At 75.5% G+C, this 22,392-nt stretch carries 17 protein-coding genes and 1 pseudogene; 12 read left to right on the top strand and 6 right to left on the bottom strand.

From position 1 onward, the window contains the following. Positions 1-76: 76 nt before the first annotated feature. Positions 77-1,261, bottom strand: a complete 1,185-nt coding sequence (locus ACZ3J7_RS29515) for a glycosyltransferase (protein ID WP_465626312.1) — start codon at positions 1,259-1,261, stop codon at positions 77-79. A 323-nt stretch (positions 1,262-1,584) separates the two neighbouring features. Between ACZ3J7_RS29515 and ACZ3J7_RS29510 the strand changes: the two genes are divergently transcribed. From ACZ3J7_RS29510 to ACZ3J7_RS29470, 9 genes are all read left to right on the top strand, one after another. Further along, on the top strand, positions 1,585-2,517 hold the full coding sequence (locus ACZ3J7_RS29510; RefSeq protein ID WP_465626310.1) for a 3-oxoacyl-[acyl-carrier-protein] synthase III C-terminal domain-containing protein: 933 nt from the start codon (positions 1,585-1,587) through the stop codon (positions 2,515-2,517). Between the two features lie 174 nt (positions 2,518-2,691). After that, positions 2,692-3,000 (top strand): acyl carrier protein, encoded by a 309-nt coding sequence (locus ACZ3J7_RS29505; RefSeq protein ID WP_465626308.1) that lies wholly within the window; start codon positions 2,692-2,694, stop codon positions 2,998-3,000. A 5-nt stretch (positions 3,001-3,005) separates the two neighbouring features. Then, positions 3,006-3,881 carry a beta-ketoacyl-[acyl-carrier-protein] synthase family protein gene (locus tag ACZ3J7_RS29500; protein ID WP_465626306.1) on the top strand — a complete coding sequence of 292 codons (876 nt, stop codon included), beginning with the start codon at positions 3,006-3,008 and terminating at the stop codon, positions 3,879-3,881. Next, positions 3,878-4,582, top strand: a complete 705-nt coding sequence (locus tag ACZ3J7_RS29495) for a 4'-phosphopantetheinyl transferase family protein (RefSeq protein WP_465626304.1) — start codon at positions 3,878-3,880, stop codon at positions 4,580-4,582. The genes ACZ3J7_RS29500 and ACZ3J7_RS29495 overlap by 4 nt, the downstream gene beginning before the upstream one ends. A gap of 98 nt (positions 4,583-4,680) precedes the next feature. After that, the gene (locus ACZ3J7_RS29490) at positions 4,681-5,559 is read left to right on the top strand and encodes a class-II aminoacyl-tRNA synthetase family protein (protein WP_465626302.1); all 879 of its coding nucleotides are present in this window, start codon (positions 4,681-4,683) and stop codon (positions 5,557-5,559) included. 4 nt (positions 5,560-5,563) lie between these two features. Beyond that, entirely contained in the window at positions 5,564-7,228 is a 1,665-nt protein-coding gene (locus tag ACZ3J7_RS29485) for a condensation domain-containing protein (RefSeq protein WP_465626300.1), read from the top strand. Positions 7,229-7,298: 70 nt separating this feature from the next. After that, positions 7,299-9,023, top strand: a complete 1,725-nt coding sequence (locus ACZ3J7_RS29480) for a condensation domain-containing protein (protein ID WP_465626298.1) — start codon at positions 7,299-7,301, stop codon at positions 9,021-9,023. A gap of 104 nt (positions 9,024-9,127) precedes the next feature. Then, positions 9,128-10,168, top strand: a complete 1,041-nt coding sequence (locus ACZ3J7_RS29475; RefSeq protein WP_465626296.1) for a cation diffusion facilitator family transporter — start codon at positions 9,128-9,130, stop codon at positions 10,166-10,168. A 232-nt stretch (positions 10,169-10,400) separates the two neighbouring features. Beyond that, positions 10,401-11,342: a DUF5996 family protein gene (locus ACZ3J7_RS29470; protein ID WP_465626294.1), complete on the top strand. Its 942-nt coding sequence runs from the start codon at positions 10,401-10,403 to the stop codon at positions 11,340-11,342. Between the two features lie 73 nt (positions 11,343-11,415). On the opposite strand, the gene ACZ3J7_RS29465 is transcribed toward ACZ3J7_RS29470, so the two are convergent. Next, positions 11,416-12,417 carry a hypothetical protein gene (locus ACZ3J7_RS29465; RefSeq protein WP_465626292.1) on the bottom strand — a complete coding sequence of 334 codons (1,002 nt, stop codon included), beginning with the start codon at positions 12,415-12,417 and terminating at the stop codon, positions 11,416-11,418. Positions 12,418-12,634: 217 nt separating this feature from the next. Here ACZ3J7_RS29465 and ACZ3J7_RS29460 point away from each other — a divergent pair, with 217 nt between their 5' ends. After that, positions 12,635-13,537, top strand: coding sequence for a hypothetical protein (locus ACZ3J7_RS29460; protein WP_465626290.1), 903 nt, complete (start codon positions 12,635-12,637; stop codon positions 13,535-13,537). After that, positions 13,534-14,478 (top strand): N-acetylmuramic acid 6-phosphate etherase, encoded by a 945-nt coding sequence (gene murQ, locus ACZ3J7_RS29455; protein WP_465626288.1) that lies wholly within the window; start codon positions 13,534-13,536, stop codon positions 14,476-14,478. Before ACZ3J7_RS29460 ends, murQ begins: the two co-directional genes overlap by 4 nt. A gap of 4 nt (positions 14,479-14,482) precedes the next feature. On the opposite strand, the gene ACZ3J7_RS29450 is transcribed toward murQ, so the two are convergent. Next, a complete protein-coding gene (locus tag ACZ3J7_RS29450; protein ID WP_465626286.1) occupies positions 14,483-16,684 on the bottom strand; it encodes a SpoIIE family protein phosphatase in 2,202 nt (733 codons plus the stop codon). 243 nt (positions 16,685-16,927) lie between these two features. Between ACZ3J7_RS29450 and ACZ3J7_RS29445 the strand changes: the two genes are divergently transcribed. Next, on the top strand, positions 16,928-19,990 hold the full coding sequence (locus tag ACZ3J7_RS29445; protein ID WP_465626284.1) for an ABC transporter substrate-binding protein: 3,063 nt from the start codon (positions 16,928-16,930) through the stop codon (positions 19,988-19,990). Positions 19,991-20,010: 20 nt separating this feature from the next. On the opposite strand, the gene ACZ3J7_RS29440 is transcribed toward ACZ3J7_RS29445, so the two are convergent. From ACZ3J7_RS29440 to ACZ3J7_RS29430, 3 genes and pseudogenes are all read right to left on the bottom strand, one after another. Continuing rightward, on the bottom strand, positions 20,011-20,436 hold the full coding sequence (locus tag ACZ3J7_RS29440; protein WP_465626282.1) for a cobalamin B12-binding domain-containing protein: 426 nt from the start codon (positions 20,434-20,436) through the stop codon (positions 20,011-20,013). Between the two features lie 65 nt (positions 20,437-20,501). After that, positions 20,502-22,088, bottom strand: coding sequence for an acyl-CoA mutase large subunit family protein (locus tag ACZ3J7_RS29435; protein WP_465626280.1), 1,587 nt, complete (start codon positions 22,086-22,088; stop codon positions 20,502-20,504). Between the two features lie 79 nt (positions 22,089-22,167). Further along, positions 22,168-22,392: pseudogene (locus tag ACZ3J7_RS29430) on the bottom strand (2-oxoacid:ferredoxin oxidoreductase subunit beta); the annotation flags it as partial.

Here is a 22,392-nt window from a genome sequence, read left to right as displayed (position 1 = left end):
GCGGGGGACGCCGGAGCAGACCCTAGGGCCCGACCAGGCCCGCCGACAATGGTCTGGACCAGCTGGCGGGGCGGGCTCAGCGCGGTGCGCAGGCGAACCGCTCCAGCCGTTCGGCGGCGGCCACCGCGCCGCCGCCCTCCCGGAGTTGACGCCCCAGCAGCTCGGCGGTGGTGCGGAAGCCGGGCCGGTCGAGGACGGCGCGCAGCGCCGCCCGCAGCTCCTCGGGCGGGGCGGTGGCGAAGTCGACGCGGACGGCCGCGCCCAGCGCGGACAGCCGGCCGGCGGTCACCGGCTGGTCGTGGCGGATCGGGGCGAGCACCAACGGCCTTCCGTGGACGAGGGACTCGCCGACGGTGTTCATCCCGCCGTGGCACAGTACGGCGTCGACCGCCCCGCGCTCAAGCAGTTCCAGCACCGGGACGTGCGCGCGGCCGACCGTGCCCGGCGGCAGGTCCACCGCCCCGGGGGCCGCCACCACCGCCTGCACGTCCGGGAGTCCGGCCAGCGCGGCGGCCGTCCGGTCCAGGAAGTCGCCCGCCACCTCGGCGGACAGCGTGCCCATGGTGACCAGCACCCGGCGCCGGTCGGGATCCAGTTCGCCCCAGGGGAACGGCACTTCGGGGCGGTCGGCCAGCAGCGGCCCGACCAGGGCGTACTCGGCGGGGACGGCGGACGGCTCCAGGCCGAGCAGGGCGGCGCTGTTCGGGGCGACCACCAGGCCGGGGGAGAATCGCGGGTCGGCGTACTCGGCGGCGGGCAGGCCGGCCCGTTCCCACAGGCCGCGCAGCACGCCGTCCCGCCAGTCGGCCAACTCGCCGTCGCCGCCCAGCGGATCGCCGATCTCCAACGAGGACGGCGCGAAGGTCGCCCACGGCACGCCCGCGCCGTGCGCGGCCAGCGCGCCCGCCGGGCTGTGCTGGTCGACCAGCACCACGTCCGGCCGCCACTGCGCGACGGCCCGCCGCACCGCGCCCAGGGTGAACCGGGTGTGCGGCACCACGAAGCCCTCCCACAGCGAGCGCACCGCCGCCGACCCGCCCGCGGCCTGCTCGCGGAACAGCCGGGCGCCGGTCGGGTGCACCTCCGCGTCCGGTCCGAGCAGCGGCCGCAGGGCCGCCTCCGGCCCGACCCAGGACACCCGGTGCCCGCGCGCGGCCCAGGCCAGCGCCAGCGCCCGGGCCGGCAGCAGGTGCCCGGACAGCGGCGGCACCACGATCAGCAGGCGCTTGCCGGGCGCGTGGGGGAGGGGGGTGGCGGACATGGGCGGCTCTCCTCGCGGAAGCGGGACGGAAGGGGCGGGACGAAGGGGCGGTGCGGGGCGAAGGGGGGTGCGGTGCGGAGGGGCGGGGCGGGGCGAAGGGGCGGGCGGAGGGGGTGGGGAGGCGGTGGCGGCACGGGTGCGAACGGGCCCACGAGCGGCGGGGTTCGGGCGGTGCCGCGGCACGACGCGTGCGAGGCGGGTGCGAGTCGCGTACGAGTCGTGTGCAAACGAGGGGGAACTGGTACAGACCACGGGGGGATGCCGGGAAGGAAGCGTCGGCGATCTCTTGTGCGGGCCGGTGAGGCGACGGAATACTAGCCCGCGTGACCGCTCTGGAGGCAGTCGCCGTCCACCTTCCCCCCGTCGCCGAACCGGTCGAAACCACCGGTGCGAGACTGGGGCTGACGGACCGTCAGATCAGACTGTTCCGCCGCTTCCACGGCCTGGACCAGGTCAGGGTGGACCCCGACGGAGACCTGTCCGACCTGCTCACCGCCGCAGCGAAGGCCCTGGCCCCGCTGCGCGGAAACGAACACCGCGTGAAGTACGTGCTGCACGCGCGCAGCCTGCCGATCGCGGCACCCTACCCGCACAACCCGCTGCACGACGCGCTCGGCCGTCTGGGGCTGACGCACGCCCGTGCCTTCACCATCGCCCACCACGCCTGTGCCGGCTCCCTGCTGGCCCTGGACGTGGCCGGTCGGCTGCTGGCGGCAGACCCCGACCCCGAGGCGCTGGCGCTGATCCTGGCGGGCGAGAAGACCTTCACCCGGGACGCCCGCATCGTCCCGGACACCGCCCTCTTCGGCGAGGGGGCGGCGGCCTGCCTGGTGCGGGCCGAAGGCGAACGCGACCGCGTGCTGTCCTACGCGGTCGACCAGCGCGGCGAGTTCGACGGGCGACTCGCCGACGATCCGGAGCTGATGCAGCGCTACCAGCGCAGCTACCCGGAGTTGATGGTGGCCGTGATGGAGGCGGCACTGGAGGAGGCCGGCGAGAGCTGGGACTCGATCCGGCTGCTGCTCCCGCACAATGTCAACCGGATCTCCTGGCAACGGATCTGCCGCGCGACCGGGTTCCCGCTCGAACGCGTGGTGCTGGACAACGTCCCGGCGGTGGGGCACAGCTTCGCCGCCGACGTCCTGCTCAACCACCACACCGCCACCACTCGCGGCCTGCTCCGCCGCGGCGACCGCTACCTGCTCGCCGCGTCCGGGATCGGCGCGACCTTCGCCGCCATGGTGCTCCAGCACTGAGCCGCCCCGCACCCGCCCCGCCCGGGGCCGGTGCGACCGGCCGGACGCCGGACCCCCGACGGCGGCGCGCCCCGTGCGCCCGCCCGGGCACCCGGCCCGCTCGGGCACCCAGTCCACCCGCCCGCGTCCCGGCCCCGCCGCCGGGACGCCGGCCAGACCATCCAGGGGATCGCCATGACCGACTCCGCCCTGCCCGAAACCACCACCCGGAGCACCGTCGACCCCGAGCTGCGCGGCCGCGCGCTCGACGGGATCCTGCTGCTGCTGCCCCAGGTGCTCAAGCGCGAACTGCCCGAGGTCGGCGAGAACGCCTGCCTGTTCGACGAGGTCGGCCTGACCTCCGCCTCCACCCTCGAACTCATCCTCGAACTGGAGGACCACCTCGACGTGCAGATCGACGTCGAGGGCATCGAACAGGACGACCTGCGCTCGGTCGGCACCCTCGCGGGCTTCGTCGCCGGACACGTGATCGCCGAGGACTGACGACCGTGCGCGTCCACGGGCCGCTCCCCGCCACCACCCTGTCGCGCGCCGCCTCCCCGCTGCGCCTGACCGCCGCCCACGCCCTCGACCTGCCCGGCCACTCCCCGCTCGCCGCCGACCCCGACCTGCGCGCCTTCACCGCCGACCTGACCCGCCCGTACGGGGTGCGGCTCGACGAGGACGCGCTGACCGGGGCCCGCGGGCAGTCGTACGCCGTGCTGGCCCAGCACGCCATCGACGCGCTGACCGGCCCGACCCGTCCGGTCGACCTGCTGCTGCTGGTGTACGCCACGCCCGACGTCCGCCCCGGACAGGCCGTGGCGCTGCACCTCGCCGAGTCGTGCCCGGGCGAACCGCTGTCCTTCGCGCTCTGCGACGAGGGCGCCGGCGCCGGGTTCAGCGCGCTGCGGATCGCCGACGCGTACGCCCGCACCGGCGGGGCCCGGCGCGCCCTGCTGGTCTCGGTCGAGCAGGCCGACCTGCACCACCACCCGCACCGGCCCGCCCGGCTGCCCGGCCGGCACTCCGCCGCCGCCCTGCTCTGGGAGTCGGAGGAGGGCGGGCGGCCGCTGACCGGAACGGACAGCCGGAGCGACGTCCACGCCGATCAAGTCGGCCCGTTCCTCAAGGAGTTGAGCGCCGAGCTGCCCGAGCGGACGCTGCTGCTGCTCGGCCCCGGCCTGGCCGGCGTCGAACCGCCCGGCGGCCCGGAGACCCGGACGGCCCGGGCCGCCGCCCCGTACACCGGCGGCTGGGCCGCGCTCGGCGCCGCACTCGCCGACCCCGCCCTGGCCGGGCGGCCGCTCGCGCTCGTCGACCGCGAGCCCGAGACCGGCCGGATCGACCTCGCCCACTGGGCGGCCGCGGAGCCGGGCCGATGACCGACGTCTGGCTGATCCGCACCGACGCGGACCTCCCCGGCGCCTGGCACCTGCTCGACGAGGACGAACGCGCCCGCGCCACCCGCCACCCCGACGGGCCAGGACGCCACCGCTTCGTCACCGCGCACGCCGCCGCCCGGCTGCTCACCGCCCGCGCCGCCGACCTGCCCCCCGAACGGGTCCGCTGGCGCCGGGGACCGCACGGACGCCCCGAACCCGAGGGTCTGCAAGACGAGTTGAGCGTCAACCTGAGCACCGCCGGACCGTGGGCGCTGTTCGCCGTACACCGCCTCGGCCCGGACGAGGACGGCGTCGGCGTCGGCGTCGACCTGGAGCCGGTCCCGAGCGGACCGGCCGCCGCCCGACTCGCCGCCCGCTACTACCCGGACGGTGAGAACGCCTGCGACGCCCAGGAGTTCACCCGCCGCTGGACCCGCAAGGAGGCGTACGCCAAAGCCCACGGCGGACGCCTCGCCGACGGACTGCGCACCCACGCCGGACCGCTCGCCCCCGGCCCGCACCGGCTGGACGGACCGCTCGGACCCTGCACCGTCCACGACCTGCCCGCGCCCCCCGGCTACCGGGCCGCCGCCGCCCGCACCGGCGCGCACGCGGACGCGGGTGACGGAGGCGGCCCCCGACCGTACCGGCCGCGCCTGCGCGCCTACCCCGCAACGGAAGCGGCTCCGCAGCGGACCTGATCCCGCCCCGGGATCGTCCCGCAACGGCCCTACCCTGCAAGCGACTTGAACCCGGACGCGACACCCCCGCCGTCCCCGAAACCCTAGGCAGACCGACCATGACCCGCCACCCCGAGGACGCCACCCCGCTGCCCACCGCCGCGCCCGGCGTCCAACTCCAGCCCGCCGCCTACGAGAAGCTGCTGCGCGCGCTGAGCGACTCGATCGCCCGGCTGGCCGCCGACGAGCCCTTCGAACGGCTCGTCGTCCCGCCCGTGATCGCCCGCGCCACCATCGAACGGGCCGGCTACGCGGCGTCCTTCCCGCAGCTGCTCGGCACCGTGCACAGCTACACCGGCAGCGCCGCCGACTGGCGCCGGCTCTCCCCGCTGATCGCCGAAGCCGGCCCCTGGCACGCCCGGCAGGAGATCTCCGACCTGGTCCTGCTGCCCGCCGCCTGCTACCCCGTCTACGCCGGACTCACCGGCCAGGACCTCCAGGAGCCCGTCCGCTACAGCGTCGAGGCGCAGTGCTTCCGGCAGGAGGCCACCGCCGAGGCCGGCCGGCTGCGCACCTTCCGGATGGCCGAACTCGTCACCGCCGGCACCGCCGAGCACTGCCAGGAGTGGCGCGAGCACTGGCTGCGGCGGGTCGCCGACTGGCTCGACGGCCTCGGCCTGAAGCCCTCGATCGAACTCGCCGACGACCCGTTCTTCGGCGGCGGCCGCAAGCTCTACCAGGCCGCCCAGCGCGCCCAGGAGCTGAAGTTCGAACTGCGCGTCCCGGTGGCCGACGGGCTGGTCCAGGCGATCGCCTCCGCCAACATCCACAAGGACCACTTCGGCGAGGTCTTCGACTTCACCGCCGACGGCACCACCGGCCACACCGCCTGCACCGCCTTCGGCCTCGACCGGATCGCCCTCGCCCTGCTGCACGCCCACGGCACCCGCCCCGCCGACTGGCCCGAGCACATCAGCACCGCCCTGAAGGGAAACTGACCCCGTGTCAGACACCAGCTCCACCGTCCTGCGGTTCCGGGCCGAGGCGCCCGGCGCCGAAGGGCCGGTCACCCTCGGCCAGGACAACATGCTCCGCTGCCTGCGCAACGAACAGCCCTCGCGGGAGCGGAACGAACCCTCCTCGCTGAACAAGCAGGCCACCTGGATCATCCCCGAGGGCGCCGACACGGACCGCTGCCTCGCCGCCCTGCGCACCCTCGCCGAACGGCACGCCGCCCTGCGCACGGTCTTCCCCGAAGCCGGTGGCGACCAGCTCCCAAAGGTCCAACACCAGCTCCAGGAAGGCGAGTTCGCCGTCCAGGTGATCGCCCTCGGTCCGGACGAGGACGCCACCGCCCGGGCCGAGGCGTTCGGCTGGGACGAACGCTGCCACCCGTTCGACCTCACCGCGGACTTCCCGCTCCGCCTCGGCCTGATCACCCGCGAGGACCGCCCCGTGGCGCTCGGCGTGGTCGTCAGCCACGCCCAACTCGACGGCGTGGCAACGGGACTGCTCTTCAAGGAGTGGATGGTTCTGGCCTCCGGCGGCGAACTCCCCCCGCCCGCCGGACCCACCCCGATCGAGGTCGCCGAACAGGAGCGCTCCGCCGGCGGCCGGCGCCGCGGCCGCGCCGCCCTCCGCCACTGGGAGCGCATCCTGGCGGAGGAGCCCTCCGCCGTCTTCGCCGACGACCGGGTCCACTCCGCCGACAACCTGCTGCACACCCTGGCCATCCGCACCCCGGCCGGCGCCGCCGCCCTGGAACGGGCCGTCCGGCGCACCGGCAGCTCCAAGTCCGCCGTCCTGACCGCCTGTTACGCCGCCCTCGCGGCCCACCGCGCGGCCCGCTCCACCGTGGTGATGGCCGCCCTGTCCGCCAACCGTCACCGCTCCGTCCTCGCCGAGCACATCGGCACCCTCGCCCAGGACGCCCTGCTCGTCCTGGACACCGACTGCCCCGACCTCGACACCCTGATCGGCCGCACCCAGGCCCAGGCCCTGTCCGGCTACTGGCACGCCACCTTCGAGACCGAACAGCTCTGGAAGATCCTCGACGACTCCTCGCTCGGCCGCGGCGCCCGCTTCGTCCGGGACGTCGTGCTCAACGACGTCAGCGGCACCGTCCCCGAGGAGATCGCCGCCCTGCGCCCCGGCCCCGCCGCCGACCCCGACCTCAGCTGGTACCCGACCGAACCGCTCCCCACCCGGCTGATGATCAACATCTGGCGCACCAGCGGCTGCCTGGAGATCAGCCTGCACGCCCACCCCGACATCCTCGACCGCGAGGAGACCGAGCACTTCGCCCGCGCCCTGCTCCGCCTGATCGACCTCGCCGGGCAGCGCAACGTCACCCTCGGCCCCGACGGCGAACTCGCCGCCCTCAGCAACCTGCCCGTCGGCCGCCGCGAGAAGGGCCGCTGGCAGCAGGTCGGCAGCAACTGGGTCGACCTGGACGCCGTCGCCGACCGGCTGCGCGCCGTCCTGGCCGTCAAGGACGTCGAAGTGACCTGGCAGAACGAGGAGTTGACCGCCGTGGTGCCCAGCGGCTGCACGCTCACCCCAGCCCAGGCGCACACCGCCGTGGTCGACGCGCTCTCCTGGCGCGACACCGTGATGGCCCCGCAGCGCTACGTCCTGCCGAACGGCACCGGCACCGGACGCCCGTAGCGGCCCCACCGGGCCGGACGCGAGCAGCGGCCCGAGCAGACCAGCGCCACCCCGAACGGAGTCCGGCACCATGCCAGTCGCACCAGTCGCACCAGTCGCACCAGTCGCACCAGTCGCACCAGTCGCACCGGCCGCACCGCCCCGGAGCAACCCGGAGGGCACCGCCCTCACCCTGCGCTACCGCTCCGACGCGCCCGAGGCCGAAGGCCCGCTCACCCTCGGCCAGGACAACATGATCCGCTGCCTGCGCCACGACGAGCCCTCGCACATGAACAAGCAGGCCACCTGGACGGTCCCGCCCGGAGCCGGACTCCCGGCCTGCCTGGACGCGCTGCGCACCCTCGCCGAACGCCACCCCGCCCTGCGGACCGTCTTCCCCGGCCCCGCCGACCGCCGACCCGACCGCCAGCACGTCCGCGCCGAAGGCGAGTTCACCGTCCGGGTGCTCCCCCTCGCGGCCGACGAGGACCCGGCCGCCCGCGCCGAGGCGTACTGCTGGGAGGGGCGGCGGCAGGCCTTCGACCTGGCCGAGGAGTTCCCGCTCCGCTTCGCCCTCCTCACCCGCGACGGCGCACCCGTCCTGCTGGCCGTGGTGATCTGCCACGCCCACCTCGACGGCGTCGCCACCGGACTGCTGTTCCGGGAGTGGCTGGCCCTGGCCGCCGGCGGCACCCTGCCCGCCCCCGCCGCCCCCACCCCCGTCGAGGTCGCCGAGCAGGAACGGTCCTCCTCCGGACAGCGCCGCACCAAGGCCGCGCTGCGGCACTGGGAGCACATCCTCGCCGAGCAGCCCACCTCGGTGTTCGCCGACGACCGGATCGGCCCCAACGACACCCTGCTGCCCACCCTCGGGGTCCGCTCCACCGCCGGTGCCGCCGCCCTGGAGCGCGCCACCGCCCGCACCGGGGCCTCCACCTCCGCCGTCCTGCTGGCCTGCTACGCCGTCCTCGCCGCCCACCGGGCCGCCCAGCCCACCGTGGTGATGGCCGCGCTCTCCGCCAACCGGCACCGCCCCGGCCTCGCCGAACACGTCGGCACCCTCGCCCAGGACGCCCTGCTCGCCGTCGACACCGACTGCCCCGACCTCGACACCCTGATCGGCCGCACCCAGGCCCACGCCCTCTCCGGCTACTGGCACGCCACCTTCGACGCGGAACGGATCTGGCAGCTCATCGAGGACGTCGCCGTCCGGCGCGGCGCCCGCTTCGCCCGGCACGTCGTCGTCAACGACCTCAGCGGCACCGTCCCTCCGGAGGTCGCCGCCGCCCGCCCGCTGCCGCCCACCGAACCCGACCTCGCCTGGTACCCCGTCGAACCCACCCCCACCCGGCTGATGCTCAACATCTGGCGCACCAGCGGCTGCCTCGAGTTCACCCTGCACACCCACCCCGACGTCCTCGACCGCGAGGAGACCGAACTCTTCGCCCTCGCCCTGCTCCGCCTGCTCGACCTGGCCGGCACCCGCAACGTCACCCTCGGTCCGACCGGGGAGATCGCCGCCCTCAGCGGCCTGCCGGTCGGACGGCGCGAGCGGGGCCGCTGGCAGCGGGTCGGCAGCAACTGGGTCGACCTGGACGCCGTCACCGACCTGCTGCGGGCCGCCCTGCCCGCCGCCCGGGACGTCGAAGTCACCTGCGAGGGAGGTGAGTTGACTGCCGTGCTGGATAACGGAGCCGACCCGCTCACCCCCGACCGGGCACACGCCGCCGTGATGGCGGCCCTCCCCGGCCACGACACCGCGATGGCCCCGCACCGGTACGTCCTGCCGAACGGCACCGGCACCGGACGCGCATAGCCCCGCCCCGGACCCCCGCCCCTGACCCCCCGTCCCGGACCTGCGCCCCGGACCTGCGCCCCGCCGGGAGGTTGTACCGCGACGGCCGGGGCACACGGCAGGGCATGACGAGGGACGAGGCGCTCGGCGCGCGGACGGACGGCCCGGAGGGCGACGGCGAGACCAGGGGAACGGTGCTGGTCGCCCTGGTGGCCAACCTGGTGATCGCACTGGCGAAGGTCGCCGGCGGCCTGGTCGCGGGCTCGCCCGCGCTGCTGGCGGAAGCGGCGCACTCGGTCGCCGACAGCCTCAACGAGGTGTTCCTGCTCGCCTCGCTGAGCCGCAGCCGCCGACGGCCGGACGCCCGCCACCCCTTCGGCTACGGCAAGGAACGGTTCTTCTGGTCGATGCTCGCCGCCGTCGGCATCTTCGTCACCGGCGGCTGCTTCTCCGCCTACCAGGGCCTGCACACGCTGCTGAACCCCGAGGCCGAGGAGACCGGCGACTACCTGATCGTCTACCTGGTGCTGCTGGTGTCCCTGCTCGCCGAGGGCGGCTCGCTGGCCAGGGCCGCCCTGCAGGTGCGCCGACAGGCCCGGCAGGCCGGACGCAGCCTGACGGCACAGCTGCGCCACGGCGACGACCCCACGGTGCGGACGGTGTTCGCGGAGGACGCGGCCGCCGTGCTCGGCGTCCTGCTGGCCCTGGCCGGCGCCGGGCTGCACCAGTGGACCGGCCGGCCGCAGTGGGAGGCCGGCGCGGCCCTCGCCATCGCGCTGCTGCTGATGTACGTCGCCTACCGGCTGGGCCGCGACGCCAAGGACCGGCTGGTCGGGCAGGCCGTCGATCCGGCCGTCCAGCAGAAGGCGCTGGACGTGCTCACCGAACGGCCCGAGGTCGACACCGTGACCCGGCTGCTGACCATGCAACTCGGCCCCCGCTCCGCCCTGTTGGCCGCCCGGATCGACCTGGTCGACGGTCTGGACAGCAACGGGGTCGAGGAGCTCTGCGTCGGGCTCAAGCAGCGGATCAGGTCGGTCTGCCCCGACATCGACCAGGTCTTCCTCGACATCACCGCCGCCGACGAGGACGAACGCCGCCGAGCGGCCGAGCGCCGCCGGAAACTGCGCGAGGCGGTCCGACGGCAGACGGCCGCCGGGAACTGAACCGCGACCCGGGAACCCCTCACCGGGCCTGCCCGCCGTGGCTGCGCCCCGCAGGCGCACCACCCCGCCGGCACGCGGACCGGCCGCGCCGAGCGCTCGCCCCGGCCGGCCGCGCCGTGGCACCCGGGCGGAGCAGCCGCGCCCCCGTCCGGGCGAGTCGCGTCCGGGCGGCCCGCCGGCTGCGGTGAGGATGGGCAGCAGTCCCCGACCCCTCCCCATGCCGGAGCCCACCATGGAGCTGTTCCCGCCCCTGCCCCTGGAGTCCTGGCGGGACACCAAGGAGACACTGCACCGCTTCGCCCAGGTCGTCGGCAAGATCCGGCTGGCCGGCAGCGCCCGCCGCAACCACTGGTGGAACGTGCCCTTCCACCTCACCGGCCGCGGCATCACCACCCGCCCCACCGGCCCGACCCGCGGCGGCGACGCCTTCACCATCGACTTCGACTTCACCGACCACCGCCTGTACGTCCGGACCCTCGACGGCGCCGAGGACTCCTTCCCGCTCGCCGGACGGTCCGTCGCCGACTTCTACCGCGACATCCTGCGCGCCCTCGTCCACCTCGACATCGACGTCGTCCCCGACCACCCCTACCCCTACGACCTGCCCGACGCGCACCGCCCGTTCGCCGACGACCGCGAACACCGCAGCTACGACCCGGCGGCCGTCACCACCTACTGGCACATCCTCAGCCAAGTCGCCCTGCTGCTGGAGGAGTACGCCACCGGGTACTCCGGCAAGACCAGCCCGGTCCACCACTTCTGGCACACCTTCGACCTCGCCGTCACCCGCTTCTCCGACCGCCGGATCGACCAGCCCGCCGCCGACCCGGTCACCCGCGAGGCCTACTCGCGCGAGGTCATCAGCGCCGGCTTCTGGTTCGGCGACGACAACGTCCCCGCCCCCGCGTTCTACTCCTACACCGCCCCCGAACCGGCCGGCCTCGACGCCCGCCCGCTGCACCCCGCCGCCGCCCGCTGGTCCCCCAGTCGGGGCAGCCACCTCGCCCTGCTGATGTACGACGAGGCCCGCGCCGCCGCCGACCCCTGGAACACCACCCTGGAGTTCCTCGAATCCGCCTACCGGGCCGGCGCCGACCTGGCCGGCTGGGGCCGCGAACGGGAGTGCCCCGGCGGCGTCACCGACCCCGAACTGCGCAGGCTCCCCGGCGCGTAGCGGGAGCCGCCGCCGGGCCGGCTCAGGTGCCGGGAGGGGCGCGGGGCAGGACGCCGACCGCGGCCCGGACGCCTCAGAGGCGGGCGTGCCGCTGGACCAGCAGTGAGGCGCCCAGCAGCAGGCCGGACACGATCGAGAGCAGGCCGATCGCCAGCAGGGTGGTGCTCGCGGACCCCACCGGCCCGCCGCTCGACCCCGGGCCGGCCACCGCGTCCAGCGCGGGACCGGCGGCGGACAGCGCGACGGGCGCCGAGGAGTCCGCGTCGTCCGGGGTGGGGGAGTCGTCCCCGCGCGCGGACGGCGACGGGGAGGCGGACCGCGAACGGGGGGCGGACGGCGACGCGCCGGACGGTGTGCCGACGGCGGACGGCGTGCCGTCCGGCGGCAGCGTCGTACCGACGGAGGCGTCGGTGTCAGCGGGGACGGACGCGGACGCGGAGGGCGACGGGGCGGGCGAGGCCGACCCCGTGGGCGCGCCGGAGGCCGAGGGCGACGCGGAGGGGTCCGGGGCCGGGCCCGCCCCGTAGCGGAACACCGCCCGGGCCCACTGCCGGGCGCCCAACTGCCCCGCGTCGTGCCCCGCCGCGTCGAGCAGCCGGTACCCGGCCACCCCGTCGCTCTCCACCGCGTAGGCGCCGTCCGGCAGTTCGGACGACAGGCCGATCCGGGCCCGGAAGGTCAGCGACCCGCGCGGCTCCACGACCAGCGGCGGGGAGAGCGCCAGCCCCCAGGTCGTCCCGGTCCGCGCGTCGGAGTCCCGCCAGCCGCCGGTGCCCGGATCCTGCCACCGCACGGAGACGCCGTCCGACGGCTCGGACGGGTCGTCCGCCGCCGACACCCGCAGCCGCAGCGAGTCCACCACGATCCGGTACCGCGAGGTCGACTGCACGGTGAACACCGCCGTGAACCCCTCCCCGGCCGGCACCCGCACGGGGACGCCGACGACGACCGTCCCCACCGTCCCGCCGCCCGACGCGGCCGACGCCGGAACGACGGACAGCAGCGCCCCGCCCAACGCCGCCAGCAGCAGTACGACGGCAGGCAGCACCGTCGTCCGAACGACGCGCCGCGCCATGGAGAACCCCCGAGTCGAAAGGCGCGCCCCACCGAACCCACTCCGCGCCGACGCGCGCAGCGTACCGGCCCCCACGGCAACGCTGCCACCACCCGCGGACCAACGGCCGGCGAACACCGCCCCCGCCCCGGCCCCCGGCGCGCCCCGTCCCGACCCATCCCGCCCCGGGCCGGAAACCCGGTGGCTGCGGCCCCGGCCCGGCGGCCATCCTGGACCGATGGGAGACCGAGCCAACATCGTCCTGGTCCACGCCGACGGCACGCACGAGCTCCACCGCACCGGTTGGGCGGTCGGCCTCGACCTCGACCTGCTCGACGGCCCCGCCGCCCTGCTCGCCGGCATCCCCGACATCCACCACGACGACTGGTGGCTGGACGACGAGCTGGCCCACGGCGGGATCCTCGCCGACTTCGGCCGGAAGACCCTGCTGTTCTTCACCGGCGAGGGTCCGAGCACCGAACTCCGCCACCGCGCCGCCGCGTTGGCCCTGATCCGGGCCGCCTGGCCGGGCTGGCGGGTCCGCCGGCTGTACGACGGCCCGGCCGAACTGCGCACCCACCTCGGCCTCGACCCCGAGTACGTCCGCTGCCGCGACGACGCCCCCAGCGCCGCCCCGTTCCTCGCCCCGGACGACGAGGACCTCGCGCTCCCCGACCCCGGCGGCGTCCTGCTCACCCTCGCCCCCGACCGCCGCCACCTCGCCTCCGACGCCTTCAGCCACCCCGTCCTGGAGGGCCCGGCCCTGCTCGACCGCCTCGCCGACGCCCCCGCCCACCAGGACTGCCGGCTGTACGTCAGCTCCGGCCTCCACCTCGACCCGGCCCGCCGCCGCCTCGACTGGTGGACGCTGTACCCCGTCCCGCGCGCCTACGAGGTCCCGCGGCTGTGGCCCGGCTGGACGGTCCGCTTCCACCACGACGACTGGCGGCAGCACGCCCGGACCCCCGGCACCCGCTTCGCCCCGCCCCCCTTCGACCCCGCCGCCGCCACCGCCGCCGTCCTCGCCGAGGCCGCCGCCCGCCGCACCGCCCGGTCCCGCCACCGCGCCGCGCTCGCCCGCCTGGCCGCCGGCCGGCCCGGCTGTGCCGGCGGTGCCGGAGGGCCTAGGGTGGGCCCGTGACGGACACCCCGGACGAAGCGCGGCGGCGAGCGGATCCCGGCCACCTGGCCGGCCTGGCGACCGAGGGACGGCGGCCCGGCGGCGCGGGGATCGACCTGCTGGGGACGGTGGAGCTCGCCCGGTTGATGAACGCCGAGGACCGGACGGTGGCGGAGGCGGTCGCCGCCGTGGTGCCGGCCGTCGCGGCGGCGGTGGACGCGATCGTCGCCCGGATGGGGCGCGGCGGGCGGCTGGTGTACGCGGGGGCGGGGACGGCGGGACGGCTCGGGGTGCTGGACGCCGGTGAGTGCCCGCCGACCTTCGGCACCGCGCCCGGCCAGGTGGTCGGGCTGATCGCGGGCGGACCCGGGGCGGTCACCACCGCCGTGGAGGGGGCCGAGGACGACCGGGCCGCCGCCGTCGCCGACCTGGACGCGCTGGGGCTGACCGCCGCCGACACCGTGGTGGGCGTCTCCGCCTCCGGCCGCACCCCGTACGCGCTGGCCGCCGTCGAGCACGCCCGCGCGCTCGGTGCGCTCACCGTCGCCCTGGCGGGCAACCCGGGCTCCGCGCTCGGGGACGCCGCCGAGCACCGGATCGAAGTCGCCACCGGGCCCGAACTACTGGCCGGCTCCACCCGGTTGAAGGCCGGGACGGCGCAGAAGCTGGTGCTCAACATGATCTCCACGATCACCATGGTCCGGCTCGGCAGGACCTACGGCGACCTGATGGTCGACCTCCGCGCCACCAACGACAAGCTGCGCGCCCGGGCCCGCCGGATCGTCGCCCTCGCCACCGAGGCCGAACTCCCGGACGTGGACGCCGCGTTGGCGGCCACCGGCGGGCGGGTCAAGGACGCGATCCTGCTGCTGCTCACCGGGCTGGACGCGCAGGGGGCGGCCGAGGCGCTGGCCCGGAACGCCGGCCGGCTGCGCAACGCCCTGGAGGAGCAGGGGGGTTGACGGGTCAGAGTTCCTGCTCGGCCCAGATGGTCTTGCCGCGCGGGGTGTGCCGGGTGCCCCAGTTGCGGCAGAGCTGCGCCACCAGCAGCAGCCCGCGGCCGCCCTCGTCGTCGTTGTGGGCGCGGCGCAGGTGCGGGGCGGTGCTGCTGCCGTCGGAGACCTCGCAGATCAGCAGGCCGCCGTCGCGGATCAGCCGGAACCCGATCGGCGGTAGGCCGTAGCGGACGGCGTTGGTGATCAGCTCGCTGACCACCAACTCGGTGACGAAGGCGGCCTCTTCGATGCCCCACTCGGTGAGCTTCGCGGCCGCCAGCCGGCGGGCCCGGGCCACCTCGGCCGGGTCGTGGCGCAGCGACCAGTCGGCGACGTCCTGGGTGTGCAGGGCCCGGGTGCGGGCCAGCAGCAGGGCGACGTCGTCGGTCGGGGCGTCCGGGCCGAGGGTCGCGGAGAGCACCTGGTCGCACAGGTCCTCCAGCGAGTCGGCGGGGGCGGCGAGGGCCGATCCGAGCCGGTCCAGGCCGAGTCCGGGGTCGCCGCGCAGTTCGGAGGCGCGCAGCAGGCCGTCGGTGTACAGGGCCAGCACGCTGCCCTCCGGCACCTCCAACTCGAAGGCCTCGAACGGGAGTCCGCCCAGGCCGAGCGGCGGACCGGCCGGGAGCTCGGGGAAGGTCACGGTGTTGTCCGGGCCGACCAGGGCCGGGCCCGGGTGGCCGGCCCGGGCCAGCGAGCAGGTGCGGGTGACCGGGTCGTACACCGCGTACAGGCAGGCCGCGCCGACGCTGCTGCCGGCCCAGGCGGTGCCGCCCTCGGGCAGCTCGTCCAGGTCGACCCGGAGCACCAAGTCGTCCAGGTGGGTGAGGAGTTCGTCCGGCGGCATGTCGATGTCGGCGAGGGTGCGGACCGCCGTCCGGAGCCGTCCCATCGCCGCCGAGGCGGGCACCCCGTGGCCGACCACGTCGCCCACCACCAGGGCGACCCGGGCGCCGGAGAGCGGGATCACGTCGAACCAGTCGCCGCCGACGCCCTCCCGGCCGCCCGCCGGGAGGTAGCGGAAGGCCACCTCGACGGCGGCCTGCCGGGGCGTCCGGCTGGGCAGCAGGGAGCGCTGCAGGGCGAGCGCGGTGTCGCGCTGCTGGGTGTACTGGCGGGCGTTGTCGATCGACAGCGCGGCGCGCGCGGTCAGTTCGGTGGCCAGCAGCAGGTCGTCGTCGTCGAACGGCTCGGGGTTGCGGTGCCGCAGGAAGATCGCCACGCCGAGCGTCGTGCCGCGGGCGGTCAGCGGCACCAGCAGCGAGGAGTGGATGCCGAACTCCTTGGCCCGCCGCTCCCGTTCGGGCTCCTGGGCCAGCCAGCCGCGGATCTCCGGATCGCGGTAGTCGGTGCGCAGCGGACGGCCCGAGGCCAGTACCCGGGCCATCGGGGAGTCCGGCGCGATCACGTCCCCGGCGCCGGTGGCGACCGCGGACTCCGGGCTGCCCGGCAGCACCGAACGCTGGGCCACCCGGTAGAACACCAGCCCGGCGCTGGACGGCAGACCGCCGCCGAACACCGCGTCGAGCAGGTCGACGCCGGTGAAGTCGGCGAAGCCCTCGGCCGCGACGTCCACCAACTCCTGTGCGGTGCGCTCCACTTCGAGGGTCGAACCGATCCGCAGCCCGGCCTCGCCGAGCAGCGCCAGCCGACGCCGGGCCCGCTCCTCGGCACCGACCGGCGCGGCCGCGGAACCGGACGCCGGTCCAGGCGCGGAGCCGGGCACCGGCCCGGACGCCGGGCCAGGCGCTGACCCGGAAGCGACCGGCGGCAGTTCGGCGACCCCGGCGACCCCGGTGTGCCCGTTGCTCCCGGTACGCCCGTCGGTCCCGTCGAGTCCGTCGGCCCCGGCCGTCAGCGGCCGCAGCGGCTGCGCGGAGAGCACCCAGGCGGGTTCGCCGCGCGCCGTCCGCACCGGCACCGCGCCCAGCTCGACCGCCACCGGGTCGTCCTCGGAGCGGCGCAGCCGGACCATCCCGGTGAACGGCTCGTGCCGAACCACCGCGCGCAGCAAGGCGATCGGCGCCTCCCCGGCCAGCAGCTCGACGGCCGGCTGCCCCAGCACCCGGCCCGCGCCGAACCCGGTCAGCCGCTCCGCCGCCACCGACCAGCCGGTGACCGCCCCGCCGCCCCCGACCGTCGCGGTCGCCGCCTGGCCCGTCACCCGAGTCGCCATGTCGTCCGTCCAACCCCCTTCGGAGCAGCAAGAGCCAGGCCGTCGCCCCCAGCATCGCCGTCCGGCCTGACCGCCTCAAACCGCCACGCCGGGAAACCCGGCACGAGGCTGCGACGGGGACGGCGACCCGGACGGCGGCGAGGAGCGGCCCCGACGCGCCCGGTCCGAAGGCCGGGCCGGGCGCCGGTCACGAACAGATCATGGCCGCCCGGGCGGCCGCGGGGGAGCGATATCCTGTGCGCCGTGACAGACGGGGACGGGACGCTGATCGGTGGACGCTACCGGCTGATCGAGCCGGTCGGGCGGGGCGGGATGGGCCGGGTCTGGCGGGGGCGGGACGAGACCCTGCACCGCGAGGTGGCGGTCAAGGAGATCCTGTTCCCGGCCGGACTCGAGGACGGGCAGCGGGAGTTGCTGCTCCAACGGGTGATGCGCGAGGCGCGGGTCGCGGCCGGGCTCAACCACCCGGGGATCATCACGGTGTTCGACGTGGTCGAGCACGACGGCGCCCCGGTGATCGTGATGGAGTTCGTCGTCGGCACCTCGCTGGCCGCCACCGTCCGCGACCACGGCCGACTGCCCGCCGCGCGGGTCGCCGGGATCGGCCTGGCCGTGCTGGACGCGCTGACCGCCGCGCACGCCGCGGGCGTCGTGCACCGCGACCTGAAGCCCGACAACATCCTGCTGAGCGGCAACCGCGTGGTGCTCACCGACTTCGGCATCGCCAGCATCACCGACGCCACCATGTCGCTCACCAACACCGGCACGCTGCTCGGCACCCCCGCCTACATGGCGCCCGAGCAGCTCGACGGCAAGCCCGCCACCCCGGCCTCCGACCTGTGGTCGCTGGGCGCCACGCTGCACACCGCGGTCGAGGGCGAGGCGCCGTTCACCGCGACCACGCTGACCGCGCTGTACGTCGCGATCCTCACCCAGCCCCCGCGCCCGCCCCAGCACGCCGGACCGCTCACCCCGGCGCTGCAGGGCCTGCTGGTCAAGGACCCGGGCCTGCGGCTGACCGCCGAGCAGACCGTCCGCGCCCTGACCGCGGCCACCCGGACCGCGCCCGAGGCCCCGCCCGTGCCACTGCCGCACCAGCAGACGGTCCGCGACGCTTCCCCGACACCGACACCGACACCGACACCGACACCGACACCGGCCCCGGTGCCGGCCGCCCCGACCACTCCGCCGCCGTTCCCCAGCACCCCGCCGCCGCCCGTCCCGACGTCGACGCCCGCGCCGGCCCCGGCGCCCGGCCCGGTGGACAGCCCGAACCCGTACGCCCTGCCGAGCCCGAACCCGAGCCCGAGCCCGAACCCGAGCCCGTACAAGACCCCGAACCCGTACGACACCCCGAACCCGGGTCCGAACCCGTACGCCTCGCCCGTGCCGTTCCCGAACCCGTACGCCACTCCGCTGCCGCCGGTCGGGCCGACCGGACCGGCCGAGGCGGCGGGGGCGGGCGCGGCCGGGCGGCGGCGGAAGGTGCTGCTGTTCGGCGCGCTCGGCGTGCTCGCGGCGGTGGTGCCGGCGAGCATCCTGGCGACGGACCTGCTGGGGAAGGAGGAGCCGGGCGGCGGCGGGGGCGGTGGGGGCGGCACCTCGGCGTCGGCCTCGACCTCGCCCAGCCCGGACGGCGGCGGCACCACGAGCACCTCGGCGTACAACGCGGCGATCGGCCGGGTGCTGAACCCGTCCGACAAGAAGGGCGGCACCCTCAACCTGGGCACCCCCGCCGACCTGGACTCGCTGGACCCGGCCCGCGCCTACTACGGCTCCACCTGGAACTTCCAGCGCTTCTACGCCCGCACCCTGTACGCGTACGACGGCAAGCCCGGCCAGGCCGGGACCGCCGTGGTGCCGGACCTGGCGACCGCCGCGCCCGAGGTCTCCGCCGACGGCCGCACGTACACCGTCCGGCTGCGCGGCGGCCTGAAGTTCGAGGACGGCACGCCGATCACCGCCAAGGACGTCAAGTACGCCATCGAGCGGTCCTTCGACCAGGAGAAGCTGTACGGCGGGCCGACGCTGCTGGTCGACGAGCTCGACCAGGGCCAGGGCTACAAGGGCCCGTACAGCGACGCCGACCCGGGGAAGCTGGGCCTGAACTCGGTGCGCACCCCGGACGAGCGCACGCTGGTGTTCGCCCTCGCCAAACCGAACGCCGACTTCCCGTACCTGCTGACCCTGGGCGCCACCTCGCCCGTCCCGCAGGCCGCCGACACCCGCGACAAGTACGCCGAGAAGCCGCTCTCCTCCGGGCCGTACAAGTTCCGCACCGTCCAGACCGGCAAGGGCTACGAGCTGGAGCGCAACCCCGCCTGGGACCGGTCCACCGACCCGCTGCGCAAGGCGCTGCCGGACCGGATCCGGCTGACCGTGGCCACCAGCGGCGACGAGGTCGACGCCAAGGTGCTCGCCGGCGACTTCGACCTCGACCTGTCGCAGGCCGGCCTCCAGCCCGCCGCCCAGGCCAAGGTGCTCGCCGACCCCGCCCTGAAGGCGCGGACCGACGACCCCGCCACCGGCGTCCTGCGCTACGTCGCGCTCGTCCCGGCCGTCGCGCCGCTGGACGACCGGCACTGCCGCAACGCCGTGCTGTACGCCGCCGACACCACCGCGCTGCAGACCGCGCGCGGCGGCCCGGAGACCGGCGCGCCGTCCGGCTCGATGCTGCCGCCGACCGTGTCCGGCTGGGACGACTACGACCCGTACGGCCTCACCGACGGCAAGCCCGACCCGGCCAAGGCCAAGTCCGAACTCGCCGCCTGCGGCAAGCCCGACGGCTTCGCCGTCACGCTGGCCGCCCGCGTCAACAGCGCGAAGGAGCAGGCGGCGGCGCAGGCCCTGCAGAGCTCGCTCCGGGCGGTCGGGATCAGCGTGACCGTCGAGAACTACGACATCACCAAGACGGCAAGCACGATCGGCTCGCCGAGCACCGTCAAGTCCAAGGGCTACGGGTTGATCATGTCCGGCTGGACCGCCGACTACCCGTCCGGCCGGGTCTTCCTCCAGGACCTGACCGACGGCCGGCGGATCCGGGAGAGCGGCAACTACAACCTCACCGGCCTCAACGACCCCGAGATCAACGGCTGGTTCGACCAGGCCGCCACCCAGGGCGACCGGGCCAAGGCCGCCGACCTCTACCGGAAGATCAACCACAAGGTCACCGACGGCGCCTACTACCTGCCCTACAGCGCCACCCGCGCCCTGAACTACCGCAGCCCGCGGCTGACCAACGTCTACGTCACCGACGCCTACGGCGGCGTCGACCTGCAGGCGCTGGGCGTCTCCGACGGCGCGTGACGCCCAGCGCCGGGTGCGGGTCAGGCGGCGGCCAGGAGCCGTTCGACGGCACCGACGACGGCCGCGATGTCCGCGCCCGGGGTGAAGACGGCGTCGACGCCCAGCGCCTCCAGCTCGGGGATGTCGGCGGCCGGGATGATGCCGCCGACCAGCACCCGGGTGTCGCCCGCGTCCTGCGCGCGCAGCAGTTCGAGGATCCGCCGGACGACGGTCAGGTGCGCGCCGGACAGGATGGACAGGCCGAGCAGCGCCGCGTCCTCGGCGACGACGGTCGCCACGATCTGCTCGGGCGTCTGGTGCAGGCCGGTGTAGACGACCTCGTAGCCGGCGTCCCGCAGGGCGCGCGCGATGACCTTCGCGCCTCGGTCGTGGCCGTCGAGACCGGGCTTGGCCACCACCACGCGTGCGCGCGCGGCGGGGGCGTCCGGTCCGGCTGTGGGTGGCATGCTGGGCCCTCCAGGGTTCCAGGGTCGGGAAGCGTCGGCGGTCGGGTCGGCGGTCGGGCCGGTGGTCAGAAGGTCTCGCGCGGGGTGTACACGCCCCAGACGTCGCGCAGCGCGTGCGCCACCTCGCCGCCGGTGGCCCGCAGGCGCAGCGCCTCGCGCATGAACGGCAGCAGGTTGTCCGGTCCGGCCGCCGCGGTCCGCAGCGCGTCCAGCGCCCGGCGGACGGCCGCGCCGTCGCGCTCCTTGCGCAGCACCGCGAGCCGCTCGCACTGGTCGGCCTCGATCGACGGGTCGACCCGCAGCGGTTCGTACGGCTCCTCCTCGTCCAGGACGAAGCGGTTGACGCCGACCACGGTGCGCTCCCGGCCGTCGATCTCCAGCGCGGTCCGGTACGCGGAGCGCTCGATCTCGGACTTCTGGAAGCCCTGCTCGATGGCGCGCACCGCGCCGCCGCGCTCCTCGACGGCCCGCAGCAGCTCCAGCACGGCGGTCTCGATGTCGTCGGTCATCGACTCGACCACGTACGACCCCGCGAACGGGTCGACCGTGCTGGTCACGTCGGTCTCGTACGCGATGACCTGCTGGGTGCGCAGCGCCAGCCGGGCGGCCTTCTGGGTCGGCAGCGCGATCGCCTCGTCGTACGAGTTGGTGTGCAGCGACTGGGTGCCGCCGAGCACCGCGCCGAGCCCCTGGAGGGCGACCCGGACCAGGTTGACCTCGGGCTGCTGGGCGGTCAGCTGGACGCCCGCGGTCTGGGTGTGGAAGCGCAGCATCTGCGACTTCGGGTTCCGCGCCCCGAACTCGTCGCGCATGATGCGGGCCCAGACCCGGCGCGCGGCACGGAACTTGGCGACCTCCTCCAGCAGCGTGGTGCGGGCCACGAAGAAGAAGGAGAGCCGGGGCGCGAAGTCGTCCACGTCCAGGCCGGCGGCGATCGCGGTGCGGACGTACTCGATGCCGTTGGCGATGGTGAAGGCGATCTCCTGCGCGGGCGTCGCCCCGGCCTCCGCCATGTGGTAGCCGGAGATCGAGATGGTGTTCCACCTCGGCGTCTCGCGGTGGCAGTACGCGAAGATGTCGCTGGTCAGGCGGAGCGACTGCTGCGGCGGGTAGATGTACGTGCCGCGGGCGATGTACTCCTTCAGCACGTCGTTCTGGATGGTGCCGGTCAGCTTCGAGCCGGGCACGCCCTGCTCCTCGGCGACCAGCTGGTAGAGCAGGAACAGCGTCGCCGCCGGGGAGTTGATCGTCATCGAGGTCGACACCTGGTCGAGCGGCAGGCCCTGGAACAGGGTCCGCATGTCCTCCACCGAGTCGATCGCGACGCCGACCTTGCCGACCTCGCCGTGGGCCAGCGGCTCGTCCGAGTCGTAGCCCATCTGGGTCGGCAGGTCGAACGCCACGCTCAGGCCGCCCGTGCCCGCGCCGACCAGCTCGTGGTAGCGCGCGTTGGACTCCTTCGCGGTGCCGAACCCGGCGTACTGCCGCATCGTCCACGGCCGCCCGGTGTACATCGTCGGGTAGACGCCCCGGGTGAACGGGTAGCGGCCGGGCTCTCCCAGCTTCGCGGCGGGGTCGAAACCCGCCAGTGCGGACGCGTCGTAGACCGGTTCGACGGGCAGGCCCGACTCGGTCAGCGCTCCGGGGTTCATGGCATCTCTCTTCGTCGCGGGACGGGGGCGCTCCCCGTCCCGTTCGGGAACGGTCGTCGGTCCGCGGGCGCCGGTGCCCTCAGCCGCCGACCGTCCAGGTGTTGGTGCCGGCGAGGAGGGTGGCGAGGTCGCCGGGGCCGTGTTGGTGTGCGGCGAGGGCGAGTTGGTCGTTGAGTTGGGTGTCGTAGACGGGGCGCTGGACGTCGCGCAGGACGCCGATGGGGGTGTGGTGGAGGGTGTCGGCGTCGGCGAGGCGGGTGAGGGCGAAGGCGGTGGCGGGGCTGGGGGCGTGGGCGTCGTGGAC

This window comes from Kitasatospora sp. NPDC015121, assembly GCF_055562955.1.
Note: the sequence above shows the minus strand (reverse complement) of the source record. Positions and strands in the feature narration are given on the sequence as shown.